Annotated in this window: 16 protein-coding genes; 4 read left to right on the top strand and 12 right to left on the bottom strand. The window is 56.5% G+C overall.

Annotated features, from left to right (window positions below):
* Positions 1-20: 20 nt before the first annotated feature.
* The 5 genes from LH86_RS08580 to LH86_RS08560 are packed head-to-tail and all read right to left on the bottom strand — an operon-like array spanning position 21 to position 7,028.
* Complete coding sequence (locus LH86_RS08580) at positions 21-2,042, bottom strand: CocE/NonD family hydrolase (protein WP_039300285.1); 2,022 nt, start codon at positions 2,040-2,042, stop codon at positions 21-23.
* Positions 2,039-3,661, bottom strand: a complete 1,623-nt coding sequence (locus LH86_RS08575; protein ID WP_039300282.1) for an ABC transporter ATP-binding protein — start codon at positions 3,659-3,661, stop codon at positions 2,039-2,041. Before LH86_RS08575 ends, LH86_RS08580 begins: the two co-directional genes overlap by 4 nt.
* A complete protein-coding gene (locus LH86_RS08570) occupies positions 3,658-4,488 on the bottom strand; it encodes an ABC transporter permease (protein ID WP_039300279.1) in 831 nt (276 codons plus the stop codon). The genes LH86_RS08575 and LH86_RS08570 overlap by 4 nt, the downstream gene beginning before the upstream one ends.
* 3 nt (positions 4,489-4,491) lie before the next feature.
* Positions 4,492-5,439, bottom strand: a complete 948-nt coding sequence (locus LH86_RS08565; protein WP_039290121.1) for an ABC transporter permease — start codon at positions 5,437-5,439, stop codon at positions 4,492-4,494.
* Complete coding sequence (locus LH86_RS08560; RefSeq protein ID WP_039300276.1) at positions 5,439-7,028, bottom strand: ABC transporter substrate-binding protein; 1,590 nt, start codon at positions 7,026-7,028, stop codon at positions 5,439-5,441. Before LH86_RS08560 ends, LH86_RS08565 begins: the two co-directional genes overlap by 1 nt.
* 192 nt (positions 7,029-7,220) lie before the next feature.
* Here LH86_RS08560 and LH86_RS21995 point away from each other — a divergent pair, with 192 nt between their 5' ends.
* Complete coding sequence (locus LH86_RS21995) at positions 7,221-7,520, top strand: CBU_0592 family membrane protein (protein ID WP_071842770.1); 300 nt, start codon at positions 7,221-7,223, stop codon at positions 7,518-7,520.
* Between the two features lie 129 nt (positions 7,521-7,649).
* On the opposite strand, the gene LH86_RS08555 is transcribed toward LH86_RS21995, so the two are convergent.
* Complete coding sequence (locus LH86_RS08555; protein ID WP_039300273.1) at positions 7,650-8,552, bottom strand: LysR substrate-binding domain-containing protein; 903 nt, start codon at positions 8,550-8,552, stop codon at positions 7,650-7,652.
* A gap of 143 nt (positions 8,553-8,695) precedes the next feature.
* Entirely contained in the window at positions 8,696-9,169 is a 474-nt protein-coding gene (gene creA, locus LH86_RS08550; protein WP_039300271.1) for a protein CreA, read from the bottom strand.
* Between the two features lie 211 nt (positions 9,170-9,380).
* Between creA and robA the strand changes: the two genes are divergently transcribed.
* Positions 9,381-10,250, top strand: a complete 870-nt coding sequence (gene robA / locus LH86_RS08545; RefSeq protein ID WP_008460114.1) for an MDR efflux pump AcrAB transcriptional activator RobA — start codon at positions 9,381-9,383, stop codon at positions 10,248-10,250.
* Here robA and gpmB read toward each other — a convergent pair.
* The gene (gene gpmB, locus LH86_RS08540) at positions 10,247-10,894 is read right to left on the bottom strand and encodes a 2,3-diphosphoglycerate-dependent phosphoglycerate mutase GpmB (protein ID WP_039300268.1); all 648 of its coding nucleotides are present in this window, start codon (positions 10,892-10,894) and stop codon (positions 10,247-10,249) included. The genes robA and gpmB overlap by 4 nt on opposite strands.
* A gap of 52 nt (positions 10,895-10,946) precedes the next feature.
* Between gpmB and yjjX the strand changes: the two genes are divergently transcribed.
* Positions 10,947-11,474 (top strand): inosine/xanthosine triphosphatase, encoded by a 528-nt coding sequence (gene yjjX / locus LH86_RS08535; protein WP_039300265.1) that lies wholly within the window; start codon positions 10,947-10,949, stop codon positions 11,472-11,474.
* Here the strand turns inward: yjjX and trpR are convergent.
* Positions 11,471-11,809 (bottom strand): trp operon repressor, encoded by a 339-nt coding sequence (trpR, locus tag LH86_RS08530; RefSeq protein WP_008460111.1) that lies wholly within the window; start codon positions 11,807-11,809, stop codon positions 11,471-11,473. The genes yjjX and trpR overlap by 4 nt on opposite strands.
* A gap of 55 nt (positions 11,810-11,864) precedes the next feature.
* Entirely contained in the window at positions 11,865-13,799 is a 1,935-nt protein-coding gene (gene sltY, locus LH86_RS08525) for a murein transglycosylase (RefSeq protein WP_039300262.1), read from the bottom strand.
* 242 nt (positions 13,800-14,041) lie between these two features.
* Here sltY and ettA point away from each other — a divergent pair, with 242 nt between their 5' ends.
* Positions 14,042-15,709, top strand: coding sequence for an energy-dependent translational throttle protein EttA (gene ettA / locus LH86_RS08520; protein ID WP_008460109.1), 1,668 nt, complete (start codon positions 14,042-14,044; stop codon positions 15,707-15,709).
* 113 nt (positions 15,710-15,822) lie between these two features.
* Here the strand turns inward: ettA and nadR are convergent, their stop codons facing one another.
* Together nadR and radA are read right to left on the bottom strand one after the other, a co-directional pair.
* Positions 15,823-17,055, bottom strand: coding sequence for a multifunctional transcriptional regulator/nicotinamide-nucleotide adenylyltransferase/ribosylnicotinamide kinase NadR (gene nadR / locus LH86_RS08515; protein ID WP_008460108.1), 1,233 nt, complete (start codon positions 17,053-17,055; stop codon positions 15,823-15,825).
* A 46-nt stretch (positions 17,056-17,101) separates the two neighbouring features.
* Positions 17,102-18,484: a DNA repair protein RadA gene (gene radA, locus LH86_RS08510; RefSeq protein ID WP_008460107.1), complete on the bottom strand. Its 1,383-nt coding sequence runs from the start codon at positions 18,482-18,484 to the stop codon at positions 17,102-17,104.
* Positions 18,485-18,495 lie beyond the last annotated feature (11 nt).

The following is an 18,495-nucleotide window of genomic DNA, read 5'->3' as shown; positions in this document are numbered from 1 at the left end:
CCCTTTTTTATGCCTGTCATTCAGCGGGAAATGCGTTCATTCCAGTCCCGGGTAAAGACCACGTCGCCGTTGTGTTGAACCGTCATCTTTCCACTGACGATAAAATGCGTCAGGTCACTGCGCAACTCCAGCACAATATCCGTATCCGTCCACCAGCCTTCCCGGCCGATTTTCATGTTCTGAGTCAGCAGGTAATGCGCCGAGAGAGGATCGCTGTTCTGCACGGTCAGCTGACGTCTGAGGCTATGATCGACGGTGGTATTGATATCATCAAACCGATACACGCCCTCGCCAAAAACACCGCCCACGCCCTGAGTGATGCTCTGCCAGCTGTCTTTCACCACGTCATAGCGCAGTTCGCGGTCGACCCGCCCCGGAGAGAGAATAGTCAGCGGCGTATTGGCTGCCGTTTCAGGATGAGGATTAGGGCCGGCAATCAGCTTAACTTCCCTGCAAACCGGCAATTGCAGCTGAGCACTGGCCAGATCAACGCTAAGCGTCGCATTTTCGGCCATCGGCCAAATCATCGGCCAGAAGGTAGTCGCGAGAGAAACCCGTAGCCGATGCCCGGCAGCAAAGCGCCAGGCGATGCCATCCAGCTGCACGGTGACGTTGACCTTTTCGCCGGGCACCAACGCGACGTTCTGCTCCTGCCCCTGCAGATGGCTCAGATTTACCCAACCGTGGCTGACGCGGGTCGAAGCCCCATCAGGCGCAACGTCTGACAGGCGGACATACAGCATGGCCGCAGGTTTATCGCTGGAAAGCGTGACGTCAAACTGCGGGAAACCGTAAATCGCCAGACTTTCGCTCAGCGGGGCGCTGTCGAAACTTTCTGCCAGTCCGTCGTCCATCCGCTGATCGCTCGGGCTTTCCCCCAGCACGCCAGCGCCCATCCACTCTCCGGCGAACAACCCGTGGTTCTGCACGCTACGGATATCCTGCCGGTATTCATCGGCTAAAGGCGATGTCGCCAGCCGACCAGGCTGCAAGTGCCAGCGCTGAGGGAAGGTTTCAGCATCCGTATCGTTCTCAATAGCAATCCACTCCCCAAAGGCCTGCGGCCGCTGCGAATCAGGTCGCTGGCTGTCGTTGAGCCAGGCCTGTACGCGCGGGCCATCCAGCACGTCGTTATCGACCTGTTTCAACCAGCGATCCCACCAGCTTACGGCTTCCTGCAGAAAACCGATGGCCGGCGTGGGCGAACCATCCTGTGGGTAAATATGCGCCCACGGACCAAGAATAGCTTTACGCGGAACGTTCAGGTTATCCATCAGGCGGAAAACCGCGTTGCTGTAGGAGTCAGCCCAGCCGCCCACCGCCATCACCGGGCAGGTGATGGCCTGCCAGTCTTCCCCCACCGAGCCGTGCTTCCAGTAATCATCTTTCAGCGGGTGTTCCATCCACAGCGCCGGGAAGAAAGGCATATTTTCAAGGCGATTCAGCCAGGCCTGATACCAGCCTTCCCCGACCAGCTCCGGGTCCTGTGGGCGACTTTGGTAGGCCAACATAATGCCGCCCCACCACAAATTGTCATTCAGCAGGCAGCCGCCTTTGTAGTGGATATCGTCGTTGTAGCGATCGTCCGTCGAGCAAACGGTGATAATGGCTTTCAGCGCCGGAGGACGGCGCGCCGCCAATTGCAGGCAGTTAAACCCTCCCCAGGATTTCCCCATCATGCCCACGGCGCCGTTGCACCAGGGCTGACGGCTGATCCAGTCGATCACCTCCAGCGCATCTTCCTGCTCTTGCAGGAGATATTCATCGGCCATCAGCCCATCAGAATCACCGCTGCCGCGCATGTCAACCCGCAGCACCGCATAGCCATTGCCGGCAAAATAGCCGTGCATCGGCTCATCCCGGGTACGCGTTCCGTCGCGCTTGCGATAGGGAATGTACTCCAGAATAGCGGGTACCGGCTGCTGCGAAGCCGACAAAGGCAGCCACATACGCGCGGCCAGCCGGGTTCCGTCTTTCAAAACAATCCACAAATGTTCCGTCACGCTCACGCTGTGGGGGAATTGCGTAATAAGAGTTTTCATGAAGCTCCTGCCATCGCATTTAACTGACGCTGACCCAGCACCTCATCCAGCCAGGAAGGGCGCATTTCCGGCACGGAAGTCAGCAGTTTTTCGGTATAGCTGTGCATTGGCGCGCTGAATACCTGCGCGGTCGGGCCCTGCGCGACGACGTTGCCCTGATACATCACCGCAACCTGCTGAGCAATGCGTTTTACCGTGCTCAGGTCGTGGGTAATAAACAGGTAAGACAGCCCCAGCTGTTCCTGCAGATTTCTCAGCAATTTCAGCACTTCTTCCGCCACCAGCGGGTCCAGCGCGGAAGTGGCCTCATCGCAGATAATCAGGTCGGGCTTCGCGGCCAGCGCTCGCGCAATACACACGCGCTGCTTCTGGCCCCCGGAAAGCGAGCCTGGATAGCGATCAATCAGATAATCAGGGAGTTCAGTCAGTTTCAGGAGTTCCAGAACCCGCGCGCGAACCTGCTGTTTATCAAGACCAAAATAGAACGCTACCGGGCGGCCAATCGCCTCCAACACGGTTTGCCTCGGGTTAAGCGCTACATCAGGCAACTGATAGATCATCTGGATACGGCGCAGCGTCTCTTTATCACGCTGCTGATAGCGGTTGGCCAGCACCTTGTCGGCGAAGGTCACGCTGCCTTTTGTATCAGTCAGCAGGCCGCAGAGTGCCCGGGCCAGCGTACTCTTTCCGCTCCCGGACTCGCCAATAATGGCCATCGTTTCTCCTTTGGCAATGCTGAGGGAGACATTGTGGACGACAGTCTTTCCGTTGTAGCCCGTCGAGAGATTATTCAGCGCCAGAAGCTGGCCTTCAGGTTTACTTTCGGCATGAACCGGAGTTAAAGCGTGGGCGCGTTCTGACACCAGCCGCTGCGTGTAACTTTCAGCTGGGTTCTGCAGGATATCGGCGGTGCTGCCGCATTCCACTTCGCTCCCCTGTCGCAGCACCATAATGCGGTCGGCAATCTGTGCGACAACCGCCAGATCGTGAGTGATATACAGCGCGGCGGTGTTAAACTCTCTGACCAGTTTGCGCAGCATCACCAGCACTTCGATTTGCGTCGTCACATCCAGCGCGGTGGTCGGTTCATCCATCACGAGAACGTCCGGCTTGCAGGACATCGCCATCGCCGCCATTGCTCTCTGCAGTTGCCCGCCCGAGAGCTGATGCGGATAGCGCTGGCCGATCGTTTCAGGTTCCGGGAGATCCAGCGCTTTAAACAGCGTTACGGCCCAGCTCTGGGCTTCTTCCGGGCTCATCAGGCCATGGCGAAGCGGCCCTTCACAAACCTGCTTGCCGATGGTCAGCGCCGGGTTGAACGCGGCGGCGGCGCTCTGCGCCACATAGGCCACGCGCTTACCGCGAAACTCGCGCTTCTCTTTGCTGGACAGGGCAACAATGTTTTGCCCGGCCACCAGCACTTCACCGCCCGCGATCCGACAGCCAGGTCGGGCATAACCCAGGGCCGCAAGACCGATAGTTGATTTCCCCGCGCCAGACTCGCCAATCAAGCCCAGCACTTCACCGGGCATCAGTCTGAGAGAGACGCCTTTCACCAGCGGCAGCCCCTGCTCGGTTTCAATGCGTAAATCACGCATCTGTAAAATCGGTTGTGTCATCCCTCTTCTCCCAGCGAAAGGTTATTACGCACCAGCAACCAGTCGACCACCAGGTTGACGCCGATCGTCAGCAGAGCAATCGCAGCAGCGGGGTACAGCGGAGCAAACTGGCCAAAGTTGATGGCCTGCGCGTTGTCGCGCACCATGCTGCCCCAGTCCGCCCACGGTGGCTGAATACCCAACCCAAGGAAACTCAGCCCGGCAATAAACAGGAAGGTAAAGCAGAAGCGCATGCCGAATTCCGCCAGCAACGGCGGCATCGCGTTAGGCAGAAACTCTTTACGGACGATCCACCACAGCCCTTCCCCACGCAGGCGCGCCGCTTCTACGTATTCAAGGCAGACGATCCCCTGCGCGACCAGACGAGCAAGACGGAAAACGCGAGTCGCGTCCAACAGCGCAATGGTTCCGACCAGCACCGGAATAGAGGTCCCCAGCACGGACAGGACGATCAGCGCCAGGATCAGCACCGGGATCGACATCAGAGTATCCACAATACGGGTCAGCACGACATCCACCCAGCGCCCGTAAATCGCGGCGGTAAAACCGGTAATAATGCCCACCACAAACGAAATAGAGGTGATCGCCAGCGCAATCGCAATGGTGGTTCGGGCACCAAACAGGATGCGCGACAGCATGTCACGCCCCAGGCTGTCGGTGCCAAACGGCATCGAACTGGACGGCAGCATCCAGATGTCACCCACCTGAGCCGTTTCGCTGTGCGGCGCCAGCCAGGGCGCAAAAAGCGCGGCAATCAAATTGACGGCAATAATGGTCAAACCCAATATTGCTGACAGCGGCACCGTGCGAATTTTGATATTTTTCATGGCCTACCTCGCATGCCGTAGTCGTGGGTTACACCAGATGGCCAGCAGATCTGCCGCCGTATTCAGCAGAATATAGGTCCCGCCAAACAGCAGCCCACAGGCCTGTACTACCGGCAAATCTCGTTTTGTCACCGCATCCACCATTAATTGCCCGATGCCCGGATAGACAAAGACCACCTCAACCAGGATCACGCCCACCACCAGATAGGCCAGGTTAAAAGCAATCACGTTAATGATTGGCGCGAGTGCGTTGGGCAAGGCGTGGCTCAGCACAATGCGCCAGCGCGAAAGCCCTTTTAGCAGCGCCGTTTCGATGTAGCTGCTGGACATCACCGCGCCGACAGAAGCGCGCGTCATGCGTAGCATGTGCGCCAGCACCACTAACACCAGCGTCAGCATTGGCAACGTGCAGGCATACAGCCTGTCGAGCAGGCTGGCATCCGGGTCGACCAGCGCGAGGCTGGGGAACCAGGCCAGGCGAATGGCAAAGAAGATCACCAGCACGTAGCCGACAAAAAACTCCGGCACGGAGATGCTCATCAGCGTTAGGGTGTTCGCCAGCCGGTCAAACCAGGAACCACGCCATACCGCAGAAGCAATGCCCAATACCACAGCTAACGGAATCGCGATCAGCGCGGCATACACCGCGAGGAATAGCGTGTTCGCCAGGCGAGGCAGCAGCTCGGCGCCAATAGGCTGGTTGTTGGCAAGCGAAGTGCCCAGGTCACCGTGCAGCACGCCGGATAACCAGTGCAGATAGCGATAAACCGCCGGCTGATCCAGGCCAAGCTGCAGACGCAGCGCGGCGATGGTTTCCGGCGTGCCGTTTTGGCCGAGGATGGCGCTCGCCACGTCGCCGGGCAGCAGCTCGGTGCCGACGAAGATCAGAACCGAAACCAGCCACAGCGTCAGCACGCCCAGCAATAAACGATGAAGGATCTGTTTTTTCATTACGACTCCAGCCAGACGCGTTCAGCCAGGCGGCCACCCATGAAGTTGAAGAGTGGATGAGGTTTCACGCCGCCAACTTTTTTGCTGGTGGCATCCAGATAGTCGCCAAACAGCGGGATCATCGCGCCGCCGTCATCCCGGGCAATGCTTTGCAGCTCGCCGTAAATCTCTGCCCGCTTTTGGTCATCAAGCAGCGATCGCGCCTGAATCAACAGGCTGTCGAATTTGTCGTTCTTCCAGTGGGTATCATTCCATTTGGCGGTGGACTGCCAGGCGGTGGAGAACATCTGATCCGCGGTTGGACGGCCGCCCCAGTAGCCCATGCTAAACGGCGCTTTCATCCAGACGTCATCCCAGTAGCTGTCCGCCGGCTGGCGTTTGATGCTGACCTGAATCCCTGCCGCCGCGGCTTCGCCCTGGAACAATGCGGCGGCGTCCAGCGCCCCGGCAAAGGCAGCGTCAGAGGACGACAGTTCGAGCGGCAGTGCGCTTAGTCCGGCTTTTTTCAGGAAGAACTTAGCCTTGTCAGGATCGTAGGCGCGCTGCTCCAGGCTTTTATTGAAGAAGCGATCGGTTTTCGGGATCGGATGATCGTTGCCCAGCGTGCCGTAACCCCGCAGCACGGTGGCCAGTAATTTCTCGCGATCGATGCCGTATTTAATCGCCGTCCGAACGTCATTGTTGTTGAACGGCGCTACGCGGCAGTCCATCAGGAAGGTGAAATGCTGCCCGCCAGCCGCCCGCACAATGTTCAGCGCCGGGCTGCGCTTCAGGAAATCGACGGTTTTAAAGTCCACGCGGTTGATGGCGTGTACCTGGCCCGAAATAAGGGCGTTGGTACGCGCGGTCGCATCATTGATGACCAGCACTTCAACAGCGTCCACAAACGCGCGGTTTGGCTTCCAGTAATTAGGGTTACGCTTAAAGTAGGAACGCACGCCCGGCTGGTACTGGTCAAAGACGAAGCCACCGGTGCCAATCGGGTGTTTCCAGTCGGTAAAGCCGTCCGGTACCACAACGAGGTGGTAGTCCGCCAGCAGGAACGGCAAGTCGGCGTTGCCGCTGTCCAGCGTCAGGGTAATTTCGTTCTCACCGCTCTTCTTCAGATCTTTGATGGCTGCCAGCTGCGTTTTAATCGCGCTACGCGACTGGTCGCCACGGTGGAGATTAATCGAGTAAAGAATGTCTTCCACCGTAAGCGCCTTGCCATTGTGGAAGGTCACGCCCTGACGCACTTTAAAGGTCCACTCCTGCGCACCCGGCTTCGCTTCCCAGCTTTCCAGCAGTTCCGGCGCGGCCTGGTTATTCTCATCAATTTCCACCAGGCCGTTCATCAGCATGTATGCCTGGTTCAGCGGCACCCAGTCGCTAAAGAGCGTGGGATCCAGAGAATCGCTGGTATTGCCGCCCGACATGCCCAGCTTCAGTACGCCCCCTTTTTTAGGCGTTGCTTCGGCAGCAAAACCTGCCAGCGGTGACAGCGATAACGCACTGCCCATACCAATCAGCGCCGCCGTATTGATAAATGAACGGCGGCTCATGCTCACGCCTTGCAGGTATTTTTTTTCGTCTGAACGATCGTCTTTCATTTATTTTTCTCCGTTATTATTTGTTTGTCTGACCACCGGCCAGATGCCATAGCACATCTATTTATGATTTATATCAAAACAGCCAAACACTGAGGCATGAGTTTTTCGTATCAGACTATGAAAAAAATGCACGGCAGAACCACGGCAAAAAAGATAATTTCCCGTTCACGGAGTCACATCAGGAAAGAAAAAGTGGAACTGCATACCCTTGTAGGTTTAATTGGCGTGTTTTGTTACCTGCTGGCATACGCGCTGGTTCAAATGCGAAGGCTATCAATAGATTCAAATGGTTATGCCTGTCTTAACATCGCAGGCTGCGTGGGCGGGCTGTATTCCCTCAGCCATGACTTTAATTTAGCATCGGTAATATCACAGTCGATGTGGCTGGTTTTCACGCTTATAGGTATGCATACTTCTTATCGCCGTCGTGGTGCGATGAAAAATAAAATACCGCCACTGGACTTAGAGACAATAAATAAACCAAAGGATTAAAATCGATTCATCACTTATTTTCGCTCAAGTTATATAAGAAAACGTTATGGCTAATAAAATAAGCAGATAATTTATTGATGACCAAAATATTAAAATAATCGTCTTTTGTGATTTACATCTATTTTCTGCTTATTCCGCCAAAGGTTGACGCTGCAGCCAGCTCATCACATGGCGAACAACCGGCTTCATGTAGCGATCCTGGGGGATAAGCAGGAAACATTTACTGGCGGCGGCCAGCTTTCCGGAGTGCGCCGCGACAAGCTCTCCCCGGTTAAGATAATCCTGCACCAGCCCTTCCCAGCCGAGTAATATCCCGTCGCCGCGCACCGCCGTCTCCACCAAAAACGGATAGTTATTGGCTCGCCAGGTTTGCCGGGGCACAAAGCTCAAAACATTTTGTGAAGCAAACCAGTCGCTCCAGCCGGTCCACTCCCGCTGCGGATCGTCCTGAATCAGCAGCGTGTGCTGCAGCAGCGCTTCCGCCGGTGCGTCCGAACCAATGCGTGACAGAAAAGCCGGGGAGCACATGGGGTAGCAGACTTCATCGAAGAGCGGCGTGGCATGAAAGCCGACAGGTACGCTTCGCAGGTAAAAAATCGCCAGATCAAATTCCGATGAGCGCAGTTCGGCGAAGTTATCGGTAATTTTCATGCGAATCTGTAAATCTGGCAGTTCACGATGCAGGGCGGAAAGCCGGGATGACAGCCACAGAGAACTCATGGCGCTGGTACAGGCGATTGTGACCTGGGGTAGCCCGGTCCAGCCCATAACTTCCGCCGTGGCGTGCGACAGGGCCGCCAGCTGCTGCCTGACCCGCTCGGCATAAGCTTCCCCGCGTGGCGTAAGAAGCACTCGCCGCTGGGTTCGGGTAAAGAGCTTGCAGCCGAGCATCTCTTCCAGCTGCAGAATTTGCCGGCTGGTGGCGCTTTGCGTCAGGTTCAGCTCCTCCGCCGCACGAGAAATGTTGCCATAGCGGGCCACGCATTCGAAGGCGATAAGGGTATTCAGGGGCGGTAGAGGCTCGATTTGCATCAAAGAAGCCTTAGAAGGCAACGGCACGGTCATAACACACTAATAAGGAAGGCAAGAACTGACAAGCCTGATGCATTAGAAATACATCAGGCTTCTCATGCCGGTCACGCGTCGATGCATCCGTTCAGCGCCAGAGGCGCAGATTATTTATTCCACGGAATAATCGGCACCGCACTGATGGCGTTCTTCGGCGAGCCTTCAACAACGCGGTCAGAGTAGGCAAGGTAGGCTAGCGCATTACGCTTCGCATCATAGAAACGCACTACTTGCAGCTTTTTAAACACCAACGAAGTTCGCTTTTGGAACACCACATCGCCCTGCGCTTTACCTGCTTTTATCTTGTCGCTGAGCTCAACCGGGCCAACCTGCTGGCAGGAAATGGCCGCATCAGACGTGTCTTCCGCTAATCCGAGGCCGCCCTTGATACCTCCGGTTTTTGCGCGGCTGATATAACAGGTCACATTCTTCACATCAGGATCGTCAAACGCTTCGACGACAATCTTGTGGTCAGGGCCAAAGACTTTAAACACGGTATCCACCGAGCCGATCTGCTCCGCGCTCGCGCCGTAGCTTACGGCCAGAAGCGCACTGCAAAGTGCTAAAGCTTTATATTTCATATTGTTACCATTGTATAAAAATTACCCTACGGGACTATTCAACAATTGGACAAAAAATCGTTGAATATCACATTATTAGCAAAACCTGCCTCCATAATCGGCAAATTTGGCACAACTTGTTAAATAAAAACGGTGAATGCATAAACTACAAAAATGCTATTATCCGCTACCTTAGTAAACAGGCATTCGCTTGTATGGATGAGGATATTTTATGGATCAGGCTGGGATCATTCGCGATCTTCTTAGCTGGCTGGAGGGCCACCTCGACCAGCCTCTCGCCCTTGATAATGTGGCGGCAAAGGCAGGTTATTCCAAGTGGCATTTACAACGGATGTTTAAAGAGGTTACCGGGCACGCTATTGGTGCCTATATTCGCGCCCGCCGACTCTCCAAATCCGCCGTTGCTCTGCGCCTGACTGCGCGCCCTATTCTCGACATTGCGCTTCAGTACCGCTTTGACTCGCAGCAGACGTTTACCCGCGCGTTTAAAAAGCAGTTTGCTCAAACGCCGGCGCTCTACCGTCGTTCTCCTGACTGGAGCGCTTTCGGTATGCGCCCACCGCTGCGTCTCGGCGAGTTTACGCCACCGCAGGCCCACTTCATCACGATGCCGGAAACGCATCTGGTTGGGGTGACGCAAAGCTACAGCTGCACGCTGGAGCAAATCTCCGATTTCCGTAATGAGATGCGCATCCAGTTCTGGACACAGTTCCTCGGCAACTCACCGACCATCCCGCGGGTGTTATACGGCCTGCATGAGCCTCGCCCAAGCTCGGAAAAAGACGACGAGCAGGAAGTCTTCTACACCACGGCGCTGACGCCGGAGCTGGCGAATGGTTTCCTGCCGGACTCGCATCCGGTGGTGCTGGAAGGTGGGGATTATGTGCAGTTTAACTATGAAGGGCTGGGCACCGGGCTGCAGGACTTTATCCTGACGGTTTATGGCACCTGCATGCCGTCACTCAACCTGACGCGCCGTAAAGGTCAGGACATCGAGCGTTTCTATCCTCAGGATGAAACGCGGGATCAGGACGTGCCGATGCATATCCGTTGTGAATACCTGATCCCGGTTCGCCGTTAACGCTGGATCTCATCCAGAGCAGGGACATCAAGATGCGAGATGTCTCCTGCTGTTTCAACCACCCATCCAGACGCCAGCCAAGGGCTGTGCTGATAATCCACGCGGGAAATCGAACAGTTGCGCAGACGCAGGCGACGTTCAGCCCACGCCGGTAAGCCAAGAATCGTACTGACCAGCCCACCCAGCGCCATACCGTGACTCACCAGCAATGGTCGGCTCCCAGCCGGCAGCTCGCGGCAGGCATTCAGTGCTTCGTGCATGCGGTTACTCAGCTCCAGCATGCTTTCGCCTTCAGGAATACGCCCGTCCGGCGTACCGTCCACCAGACGACGACGCCAGCCCTCCTCCTCTTCGGTCAGCGAGTCCATTTTGCGGCGTTCAAGCACGCCCATATTGAGCTCGCGCAGGCGGGCATCCAGGATAATCTCGCAGCCGCAGGCTTCGGCGATGATCTCTGCGGTGCGGCGAGTACGGCCTAAATCGCTGCTGATGATGTGGGTGATGCCAAGGGCTCTGGCTCGTTCGGCCACTTGCCAGGCCTGACGTTCTCCGTTTTCAGTCAGCGCGCTGTCTGACTGCCCCTGAATGCGGCGCTCAGCATTCCACTGCGTTTCGCCATGACGAACAAGGTATACCTGTAACATGCGTTTTTTCCGTTATACTCCGGTCACGAAATATCGAGAGTTCTGACTTATTATGAACCATGTCGTAGCTGCAACAACCAATCCCGCCAAAATTCAGGCGATTCTGCAGGCGTTTAGCGAGATTTATGGCGAAGGATCCTGCCATATTGAGCCAGTGGTCGTCGATAGTGGCGTGCCGGAGCAACCCTTCGGTAGTCAGGAAACGCGAACTGGCGCACGATGTAGGGTAGCGAATGCCCGGGAGATCAGACCAGATGCCGACTTTTGGGTCGCCATTGAGGCCGGTATCGACGAAGGTAGCACCTTCAGTTGGGTGGTGATCGAGAACCGCCAGCAGCGCGGCGAAGCCCGTTCGGCTACCCTGCCGCTGCCAGACATCATTCTGCAGAAAGTCAGTGCAGGCCACGCTCTGGGGCCGGTGATGTCGGACTATACGGGTATCAATGAGATTGGGCGTAAAGAGGGAGCGATTGGGGTGTTCACCGCCGGAAAGCTCACGCGTAGCAGCGTTTACCATCAGGCGGTGATTCTGGCGCTAAGCCCGTTTCATAACGAGATTTACCGCCGGGAATCTCTTTAGCGGTTTGAGCTGCCACCCTGCAGCAGCTCTTTTTCCAGCCATGCCCGTAGCTCAGTCGGCGCAGCTTTCAGGCTATTAGAGCCACGAGTGATGGTTGCGATACCCGCGCCCAGTTCATTCTTCAGCTCACGCTGGCTAAGCTCACCGCGCAACAGCTCTTCAATGATCCGTACCCGCGTGCCTAACGCCGTACGCTCATCCGGCGTCAACAGCAGCGTCAACAGGGGCATGTGAAGCTCCTGCCCGAAAGCTTGCTGCAACAGCCCCACAAAGCGGAGCCACTCTTTATTACTTTGCTCGGCCTGTTCCGCCGAATACTGAGAGAGCTGAGTCATGTCAGGCCACCATACTCTTTAACTAGTACGGCAGCATAACATACTCTCTGCGCAATCAGTAACGCCGCTGCCACTCGCTGTCAGACAGAATTTTGTCCGGCTGCCCCATGAAATAACGGTAATAGGCATCGTAGGCCAGCACGTTTTTCACATAACCACGCGTCTCGGAGAACGGAATACTTTCCACGAAAGCGATGGCGTCAATTCGCCCCGCGCTGTTACCCAGCCAGGTACGCACACGCCCCGGCCCGGCGTTATAGGCGGCGGAAGCAAAGATACGGTTGTTCTCAAACTGCTGGAACACATACTGCAGGTAGCTGGTGCCAATATTGATGTTGGTGTCAGGATCCAGAAGCTGCACCGGGCTGCTGTAACCTGGAATGCTGAACATCTTCACCGTATGGGTAGCGGTACCCGGCATGATTTGCATCAGGCCGCTTGCCCCCACCGGGGAACGCACTTTCGGGTTCCAGGCACTTTCCTGGCGGGCAATCGCCATCGCATAACTTTGTGGCACAGTTTTGCCGCTAACGTAGCGGGCAAAGGTGCCTTTATATGCCAGCGGGAAGCGCTCTTCGAGATTGTCCCATAGCTTGCCGGCAATGGTTGCCTGCACGCTGAGATCCCACCAGTCCTGCTCAAAAGCATAGCGCGCCAGCCCGGCCTGCTCCTGCTTGCTGCGGCTGGTGACCAGGTTTGCCCATTCGCTCCGCGCGGTGTTGTCCATATTCCAGTACATCAGCTCGCGGACGCGGGCCATTTCAGGCCCCTGCACCAGCGCCGGATTCACCGGTTCAGCTTTATCCACGCGCAGTGGGTATTCTTCTCCAAGACGCTGGGCGGCAACCATTGGGTAGAAGCCACGCTGCTGCATCAGGGCACGAAGAATGCCTTTCGCTTCGTCTTCACGTCCCCGCTCCAGCAGCAAATCAGCCTGCCAGTAGCGCCATTCGTCTTTCTCTTTGGCTTCCATCGGCAAACGCGCCAGCCAGGTATTCAGCCCTGTGCGATCGCCCGCACCCAGCGCCATGCGCACGCGCCGCTCAATCAACGAGGTGGACTGGGAACGCATAATGGCGTCATCCCGCCAGCGGGCCTGTTCATCCGTCACGTCGCTGCCCATCAATCGCCAGGCTACAACATCACGCAATTCCTGCACTTGCTCCTCGGTCAGCTTCTGCACCTGGGCCAGCGACGGGATCATCAGGCGAGCATTTTCTACATCCTGGCGGGCAACGCTTGCAAAGGCGATAGCGGCCGCCTGACGAGTGAAGTCCGTCGCCCCCACAGTATTGGCGAAGGTCAGCACCGTGCTGGGATTATTTTGCAGGCTGACCAGGGCGCTGGAGATGGTCTGGTATTCCGCCGGCATCTGGTTCGCAAGCGCATTCACCAGCGAGGTATTCCCCTCTTTCATCGCCAGACGGATTCGCTCAAGGTAAGCCAGCGGATCCTGCGTGCCGGAAGCTCGCCACGCCGAAAACAGCGCATCACAGCTTGATGGCTGGCTTTTTCCCGTCAGCCAAAGTTCTTTCGCACCGGCCCAGGCGGCATCCGCTTGCCCGGTATTCCATTTGGCAAAGTAGTAATTACATTTTGCTTCGTTTGTAGCAGGCGGCTCGGGGCTAAAAGCCAGCAAACCTCGCCAGTCCTGACGCCTTGCCAGCTCGTTAACAAACCGGGAACTTAAGGTGCGCGCCGGAGGCAGGGTTGGGTTCGCCTGGATAAACTGGGCCACCGCCACGGTCGGCTCGTTCATCAGGTCATCGGTAAGCTGACGGTATTCGAGATAAGGATAAAGGGGATAGGTTTGCAGCGTGGGCATGAGCTGCTGCACCACGTCCATTTGCTTGTTATCCCAGGCCTGTTTAATTTGCGCGTAGCGGTTGCGCTGCTCATCGAGAGAATCTGCACGTACCGCACCGTTTAACATCACCAGGCTAACGCCCGCGGCAAGCAACTGCCATACGACTTGTTTGGCTTTTACCACACCTTCTCCTCATTATTTTCCTGACGGCATCATGCCTGCGCTGCAATAAGCGAATGCATTCATGCTAACCAGGGGAGACGCAATACGCCACGTCCGGAAGGGATATTTTGGTCATGAAACGTATAAAGGCGCCCTGCGCGGCAGAAGCACGATACCCCGCTGGGATTAGACCGTGAAAACCGCTACACTTCGCCTTTGTTAAGTACCATCTTACATCACGATAAAAGAGGCAAAGTCGCACTGTGGCTCAATTCGTTTATACCATGCATCGTGTCGGCAAAGTTGTCCCGCCGAAACGACATATTCTGAAAAATATTTCGCTCAGCTTCTTCCCTGGCGCCAAAATCGGCGTGCTGGGTCTGAACGGTGCCGGTAAATCCACCCTGCTGCGCATCATGGCCGGCATCGATACCGATATCGAAGGCGAAGCCCGTCCTCAGCCTGGCATCAAGATCGGCTACCTGCCGCAGGAACCTAAGCTGAACCCGGAACACACCGTACGTGAGTCCGTAGAAGAAGCGGTTTCCGAAGTGGTTAACGCGCTGAAAGGCCTGGACGAAGTCTACGCCAAATACGCCGAGCCGGACGCGGACTTCGATAAGCTGGCCGCACAGCAAGGCAAGTATGAAGAAATCATCCAGGCGCACGACGGTCATAACCTGAACGTGCAGCTGGAGCGCGCTGCTGATGCCCTGCGCCTGCCGGACTGGGATGCAAAAATCGAGAAGCTGTCCGGGGGTGAACGCCGCCGCGTTGCGCTGTGCCGCCTGCTGCTGGAAAAACCAGACATGCTGCTGCTCGACGAACCAACCAACCACCTGGATGCAGAATCCGTGGCATGGCTGGAACGCTTCCTGCACGACTTCGAAGGCACCGTGGTGGCGATCACCCACGACCGTTACTTCCTCGACAACGTTGCCGGCTGGATCCTCGAGCTTGACCGTGGGGAAGGTATTCCATGGGAAGGTAACTACTCCTCCTGGCTGGAGCAGAAAGATCAGCGCCTGGCGCAGGAAGCCTCAACGGAAGCGGCTCGCCGTAAATCCATTGAGAAAGAGCTGGAGTGGGTTCGTCAGGGCGCTAAAGGCCGTCAGTCTAAGGGCAAAGCCCGTCTGGCGCGCTTCGAAGAGCTGAACAACACCGAATACCAGAAACGTAACGAAACCAACGAACTGTTTATTCCACCTGGCGCACGTCTGGGGGATAAAGTGGTGGAAGTTAACAACCTGCGTAAATCATACGGCGACCGCCTGCTGATTGACGATCTGAGCTTCTCCGTACCGAAAGGCGCCATCGTCGGCATCATCGGTCCGAACGGCGCGGGTAAATCCACCCTGTTCCGCATGATGTCCGGTCAGGAACAGCCTGACAGCGGCTCAATCACCCTCGGTGAGACCGTGAAACTGGCCTCCGTTGACCAGTTCCGTGACGCCATGGATAACAGCAAAACCGTGTGGGAAGAAGTCTCCGGCGGCCAGGATATTATGCGTATCGGCAACACCGAGATGCCAAGCCGCGCCTACGTTGGCCGCTTTAACTTCAAAGGCGTCGACCAGGGCAAACGCGTGGGCGAGCTGTCCGGCGGTGAGCGTGGTCGTCTGCACCTGGCGAAACTGCTGCAGGTTGGCGGTAACGTTCTGCTGCTCGATGAACCAACCAACGACCTGGATATCGAAACCCTGCGTGCGCTGGAAAACGCCCTGCTGGAGTTCCCGGGCTGCGCGATGGTTATCTCGCACGACCGCTGGTTCCTGGACCGTATCGCTACCCACATTCTGGATTACCAGGATGAAGGTAAAGTGGAGTTCTTTGAAGGTAACTTCACCGAATACGAAGAGTACAAGAAGCGTACCCTCGGCTCAGATGCCCTGGAGCCAAAACGCATCAAGTACAAGCGCGTAACCAAGTAAATGCAAAAGGCACCTTCACGGTGCCTTTTTTATGGTGGGTTCTCTTCCCCTCACCCCGGCCCTCTCCCCAGAGGGGCGAGGGAGAAAACAAAAGCCACAGGCCAGCGTACGCTTTACCGCTGCTCGCCCATCATCTCTTTCACCAGATCCACGCAGCGCAGGAAGCGCGAGTCATAGTCGGACTCTTCGACGTGAATAAACTCGATGTTGTTCTCTTTGAGCATCTCCACCAGCAGGTTCTGGAACGATTTTCTGTCCACATCGCTGCCGAGGCTGCGTAAACCGTCGGCCACCCATGGCGTATTGTTTTCCAGCAGAATCACCAGGTCAAAGCGGTATTCGTCGATCAGCGCCTGCACAAACGGGTGTTCGCGGCCTTCATACTTCTTGCAGAAGGCCTGAGTGGTCACGAAGTCGGTATCGATAAATGCCACTTTATTGGCGTACTTCACCGCAAAGTCGACGTACTGCGCATGGCCGATGGCAATTTTGTCGTAGTCTGAATATTGCAGCGCCATTTCGTCACCGCCCAGATGCGAGAAAACGTAATCGCGGCCGTACTCCCATGCACTGGTGGTGTTGAAGATGTTGGCGAGCTTGTTCACCATCCACGACTTCCCGCTCGACTCGCCGCCGAGTATCGCCACCGTGCGCACGAAGAACGGTTTTACTTCAGTAGGAATGTATTCCCAGTAGCGGAACGGGTTTTCACGGATTTGCGTGCCGCTGATGTTCATAAAGGTACGCTTAGGATCGACCACTACCGTTTCAATCCCGAGATGTTCGGTAAACTTCGCGGCATCCCCTTCTTCCGAGGTGTAGATCCGGTCTGGCGAAATACCTTTGCTGTCCATAAACGCTTTAATCCCGCGGCTCCAGACGTCCCAGCCGTGGGGATAAGGCTCCATCCCCTCCTCGTTAAAGGAGTGAATGCGGATATTCTTCTGATATTTAAAAGTTTGCAGCAGCCAGCGCAGGCGATCACCGGTGGTTGGCTGCTGGGACATCGCGCTATCGTCAAACAGCGCGCGGTCGCGGGGCTCATCATAGCCCATGATGATATGCAGCTCGTCCACCTGGCTACAGGCGCGCTGGATCAAGTAGATATGCCCGGTATGCAGCGGATAAAACTTGCCGAACACCACGCCGACTTTCTTTTCACGACGTGGGAATTCCAGCCCAAGGAAGCGGTGCAGCGCCTCAAGTTTTTGCGCGCTGGGGCTTTTGATTTTCGCGTTCAGTAACTGGCTCAGGTAGCCTTTAGTCATGCCGCTGGCGTCCGCCACCTGCTGTAAGGTACAGCCCTGCTGACGAATAGCCGTTTTAATATAGTCGAATGACGACACGCGCTGCCTCCTGCCGGAGCGGGAACGGTTCCCGCAAGTTACTCAATTATAAGTCGTCGAATACAGAAAGCGCATCAGCAAGTTTTTTCACGCCGAAGACCTGCATCCCTTCAGGAATTTTTTTCGGTACGTTGGCCTGAGGCACAATCGCGCGCTTAAAGCCGTGTTTGGCGGCTTCGGAAATACGCTCCTGCCCGCTAGGTACCGGGCGGATTTCACCCGCCAGCCCGACTTCACCAAATACCACCAAATCCTGCGGCAAGGCTCTGTCGCGCAGGCTTGAAACCATCGCCAGCAGTAGCGCCAGGTCGGCGCTGGTTTCGGTAACCTTTACGCCGCCCACCACGTTCACAAACACGTCCTGATCGGCCATTTGCAGGCCACCGTGACGGTGGAGCACGGCCAGCAGAATCGCCAGGCGGTTTTGCTCCAGACCAACGGCTACGCGGCGGGGGTTGGACATCATCGACTGATCCACCAGCGCCTGGATCTCAACCAGCAGAGGACGCGTCCCTTCCCAAACCACCATCACCGAACTGCCCGGCGTCACTTCATCTCCCCGGCTGAGGAAAATGGCCGACGGGTTGCTGACTTCGCGCAGTCCCTGCTCGGTCATCGCAAACACGCCCAGCTCGTTCACTGCCCCAAAGCGGTTTTTATGGCTGCGCAGAGTACGGAAGCGGGAATCGGCATCGCCGTCGAGCATCACTGAACAGTCGATACAGTGTTCGAGAACTTTTGGCCCCGCCAGAGAACCATCTTTCGTGACGTGCCCGACCATCACGATCGCCACACCTTTCGTCTTAGCAAAACGCGTCAGGTAGGCTGCAGTTTCACGCACCTGGGCCACGCTGCCCGGCGAAGATTGCACATCCGCCATGTGCATGACCTGGATCGAGTCAATCACCATCAGCTTCGGCTGTTCTTCCTCGGCGATCATACAGATCTGTTCGATGCTGGTTTCCGACAGCATATTGAGGTTTTGCGTCGGCAGACCTAAACGGTGGGCGCGCATCGCCACCTGCTGAAGCGACTCTTCGCCGGTGACGTACAGGGTTTTCATCTGCTCGCTCAGCTTGCAAAGCGTTTGCAGCAGCAACGTTGATTTCCCTGCGCCTGGGTTACCGCCGATCAGAATGGCGCTGCCCGGCACTACGCCGCCGCCCAGCACACGGTCAAACTCTTTAAAACCAGTGGAAAAGCGCGGCAATTCTTCCAGGCTGATGTCCGAAAGCTTTTGTACGCGGCTGACGCCCGCGCTCCCGGCATAGCCGGAGAGGCGCTCGTTGCGGGCAACCTGTGGAGAAGCGGCGATGCGCACTTCGGTAATGGTATTCCACGCGTGACAGGCGCTGCACTGCCCCTGCCAGCGCGGGTAATCCGCACCACACTCGTTACAAACAAATGCGCGTTTTGGAGCTTTCGCCACCTTTATACCTC

It is taken from the genome of Cedecea neteri (assembly GCF_000758325.1).
Lineage (GTDB): Bacteria > Pseudomonadota > Gammaproteobacteria > Enterobacterales > Enterobacteriaceae > Cedecea > Cedecea neteri_B.
Note: the sequence above shows the minus strand (reverse complement) of the source record. Positions and strands in the feature narration are given on the sequence as shown.

What these genes read in the sequence shown, in the direction of transcription:
- creA (WP_039300271.1), bottom strand. Translation starts at nt 9,169, where the DNA reads ATGAAATATAAAGCTTTAGCACTTTGCAGTGCGCTTCTGGCCGTAAGC.
- LH86_RS08570 (WP_039300279.1), bottom strand. Translation starts at nt 4,488, where the DNA reads ATGAAAAATATCAAAATTCGCACGGTGCCGCTGTCAGCAATATTGGGT.
- trpR (WP_008460111.1), bottom strand. Translation starts at nt 11,809, where the DNA reads ATGACTCAGCTCTCTCAGTATTCGGCGGAACAGGCCGAGCAAAGTAAT.
- yjjX (WP_039300265.1), top strand. Translation starts at nt 10,947, where the DNA reads ATGAACCATGTCGTAGCTGCAACAACCAATCCCGCCAAAATTCAGGCG.
- LH86_RS08560 (WP_039300276.1), bottom strand. Translation starts at nt 7,028, where the DNA reads ATGAAAGACGATCGTTCAGACGAAAAAAAATACCTGCAAGGCGTGAGC.
- LH86_RS08555 (WP_039300273.1), bottom strand. Translation starts at nt 8,552, where the DNA reads ATGCAAATCGAGCCTCTACCGCCCCTGAATACCCTTATCGCCTTCGAA.
- robA (WP_008460114.1), top strand. Translation starts at nt 9,381, where the DNA reads ATGGATCAGGCTGGGATCATTCGCGATCTTCTTAGCTGGCTGGAGGGC.
- LH86_RS08575 (WP_039300282.1), bottom strand. Translation starts at nt 3,661, where the DNA reads ATGACACAACCGATTTTACAGATGCGTGATTTACGCATTGAAACCGAG.
- LH86_RS08565 (WP_039290121.1), bottom strand. Translation starts at nt 5,439, where the DNA reads ATGAAAAAACAGATCCTTCATCGTTTATTGCTGGGCGTGCTGACGCTG.
- LH86_RS08580 (WP_039300285.1), bottom strand. Translation starts at nt 2,042, where the DNA reads ATGAAAACTCTTATTACGCAATTCCCCCACAGCGTGAGCGTGACGGAA.
- gpmB (WP_039300268.1), bottom strand. Translation starts at nt 10,894, where the DNA reads ATGTTACAGGTATACCTTGTTCGTCATGGCGAAACGCAGTGGAATGCT.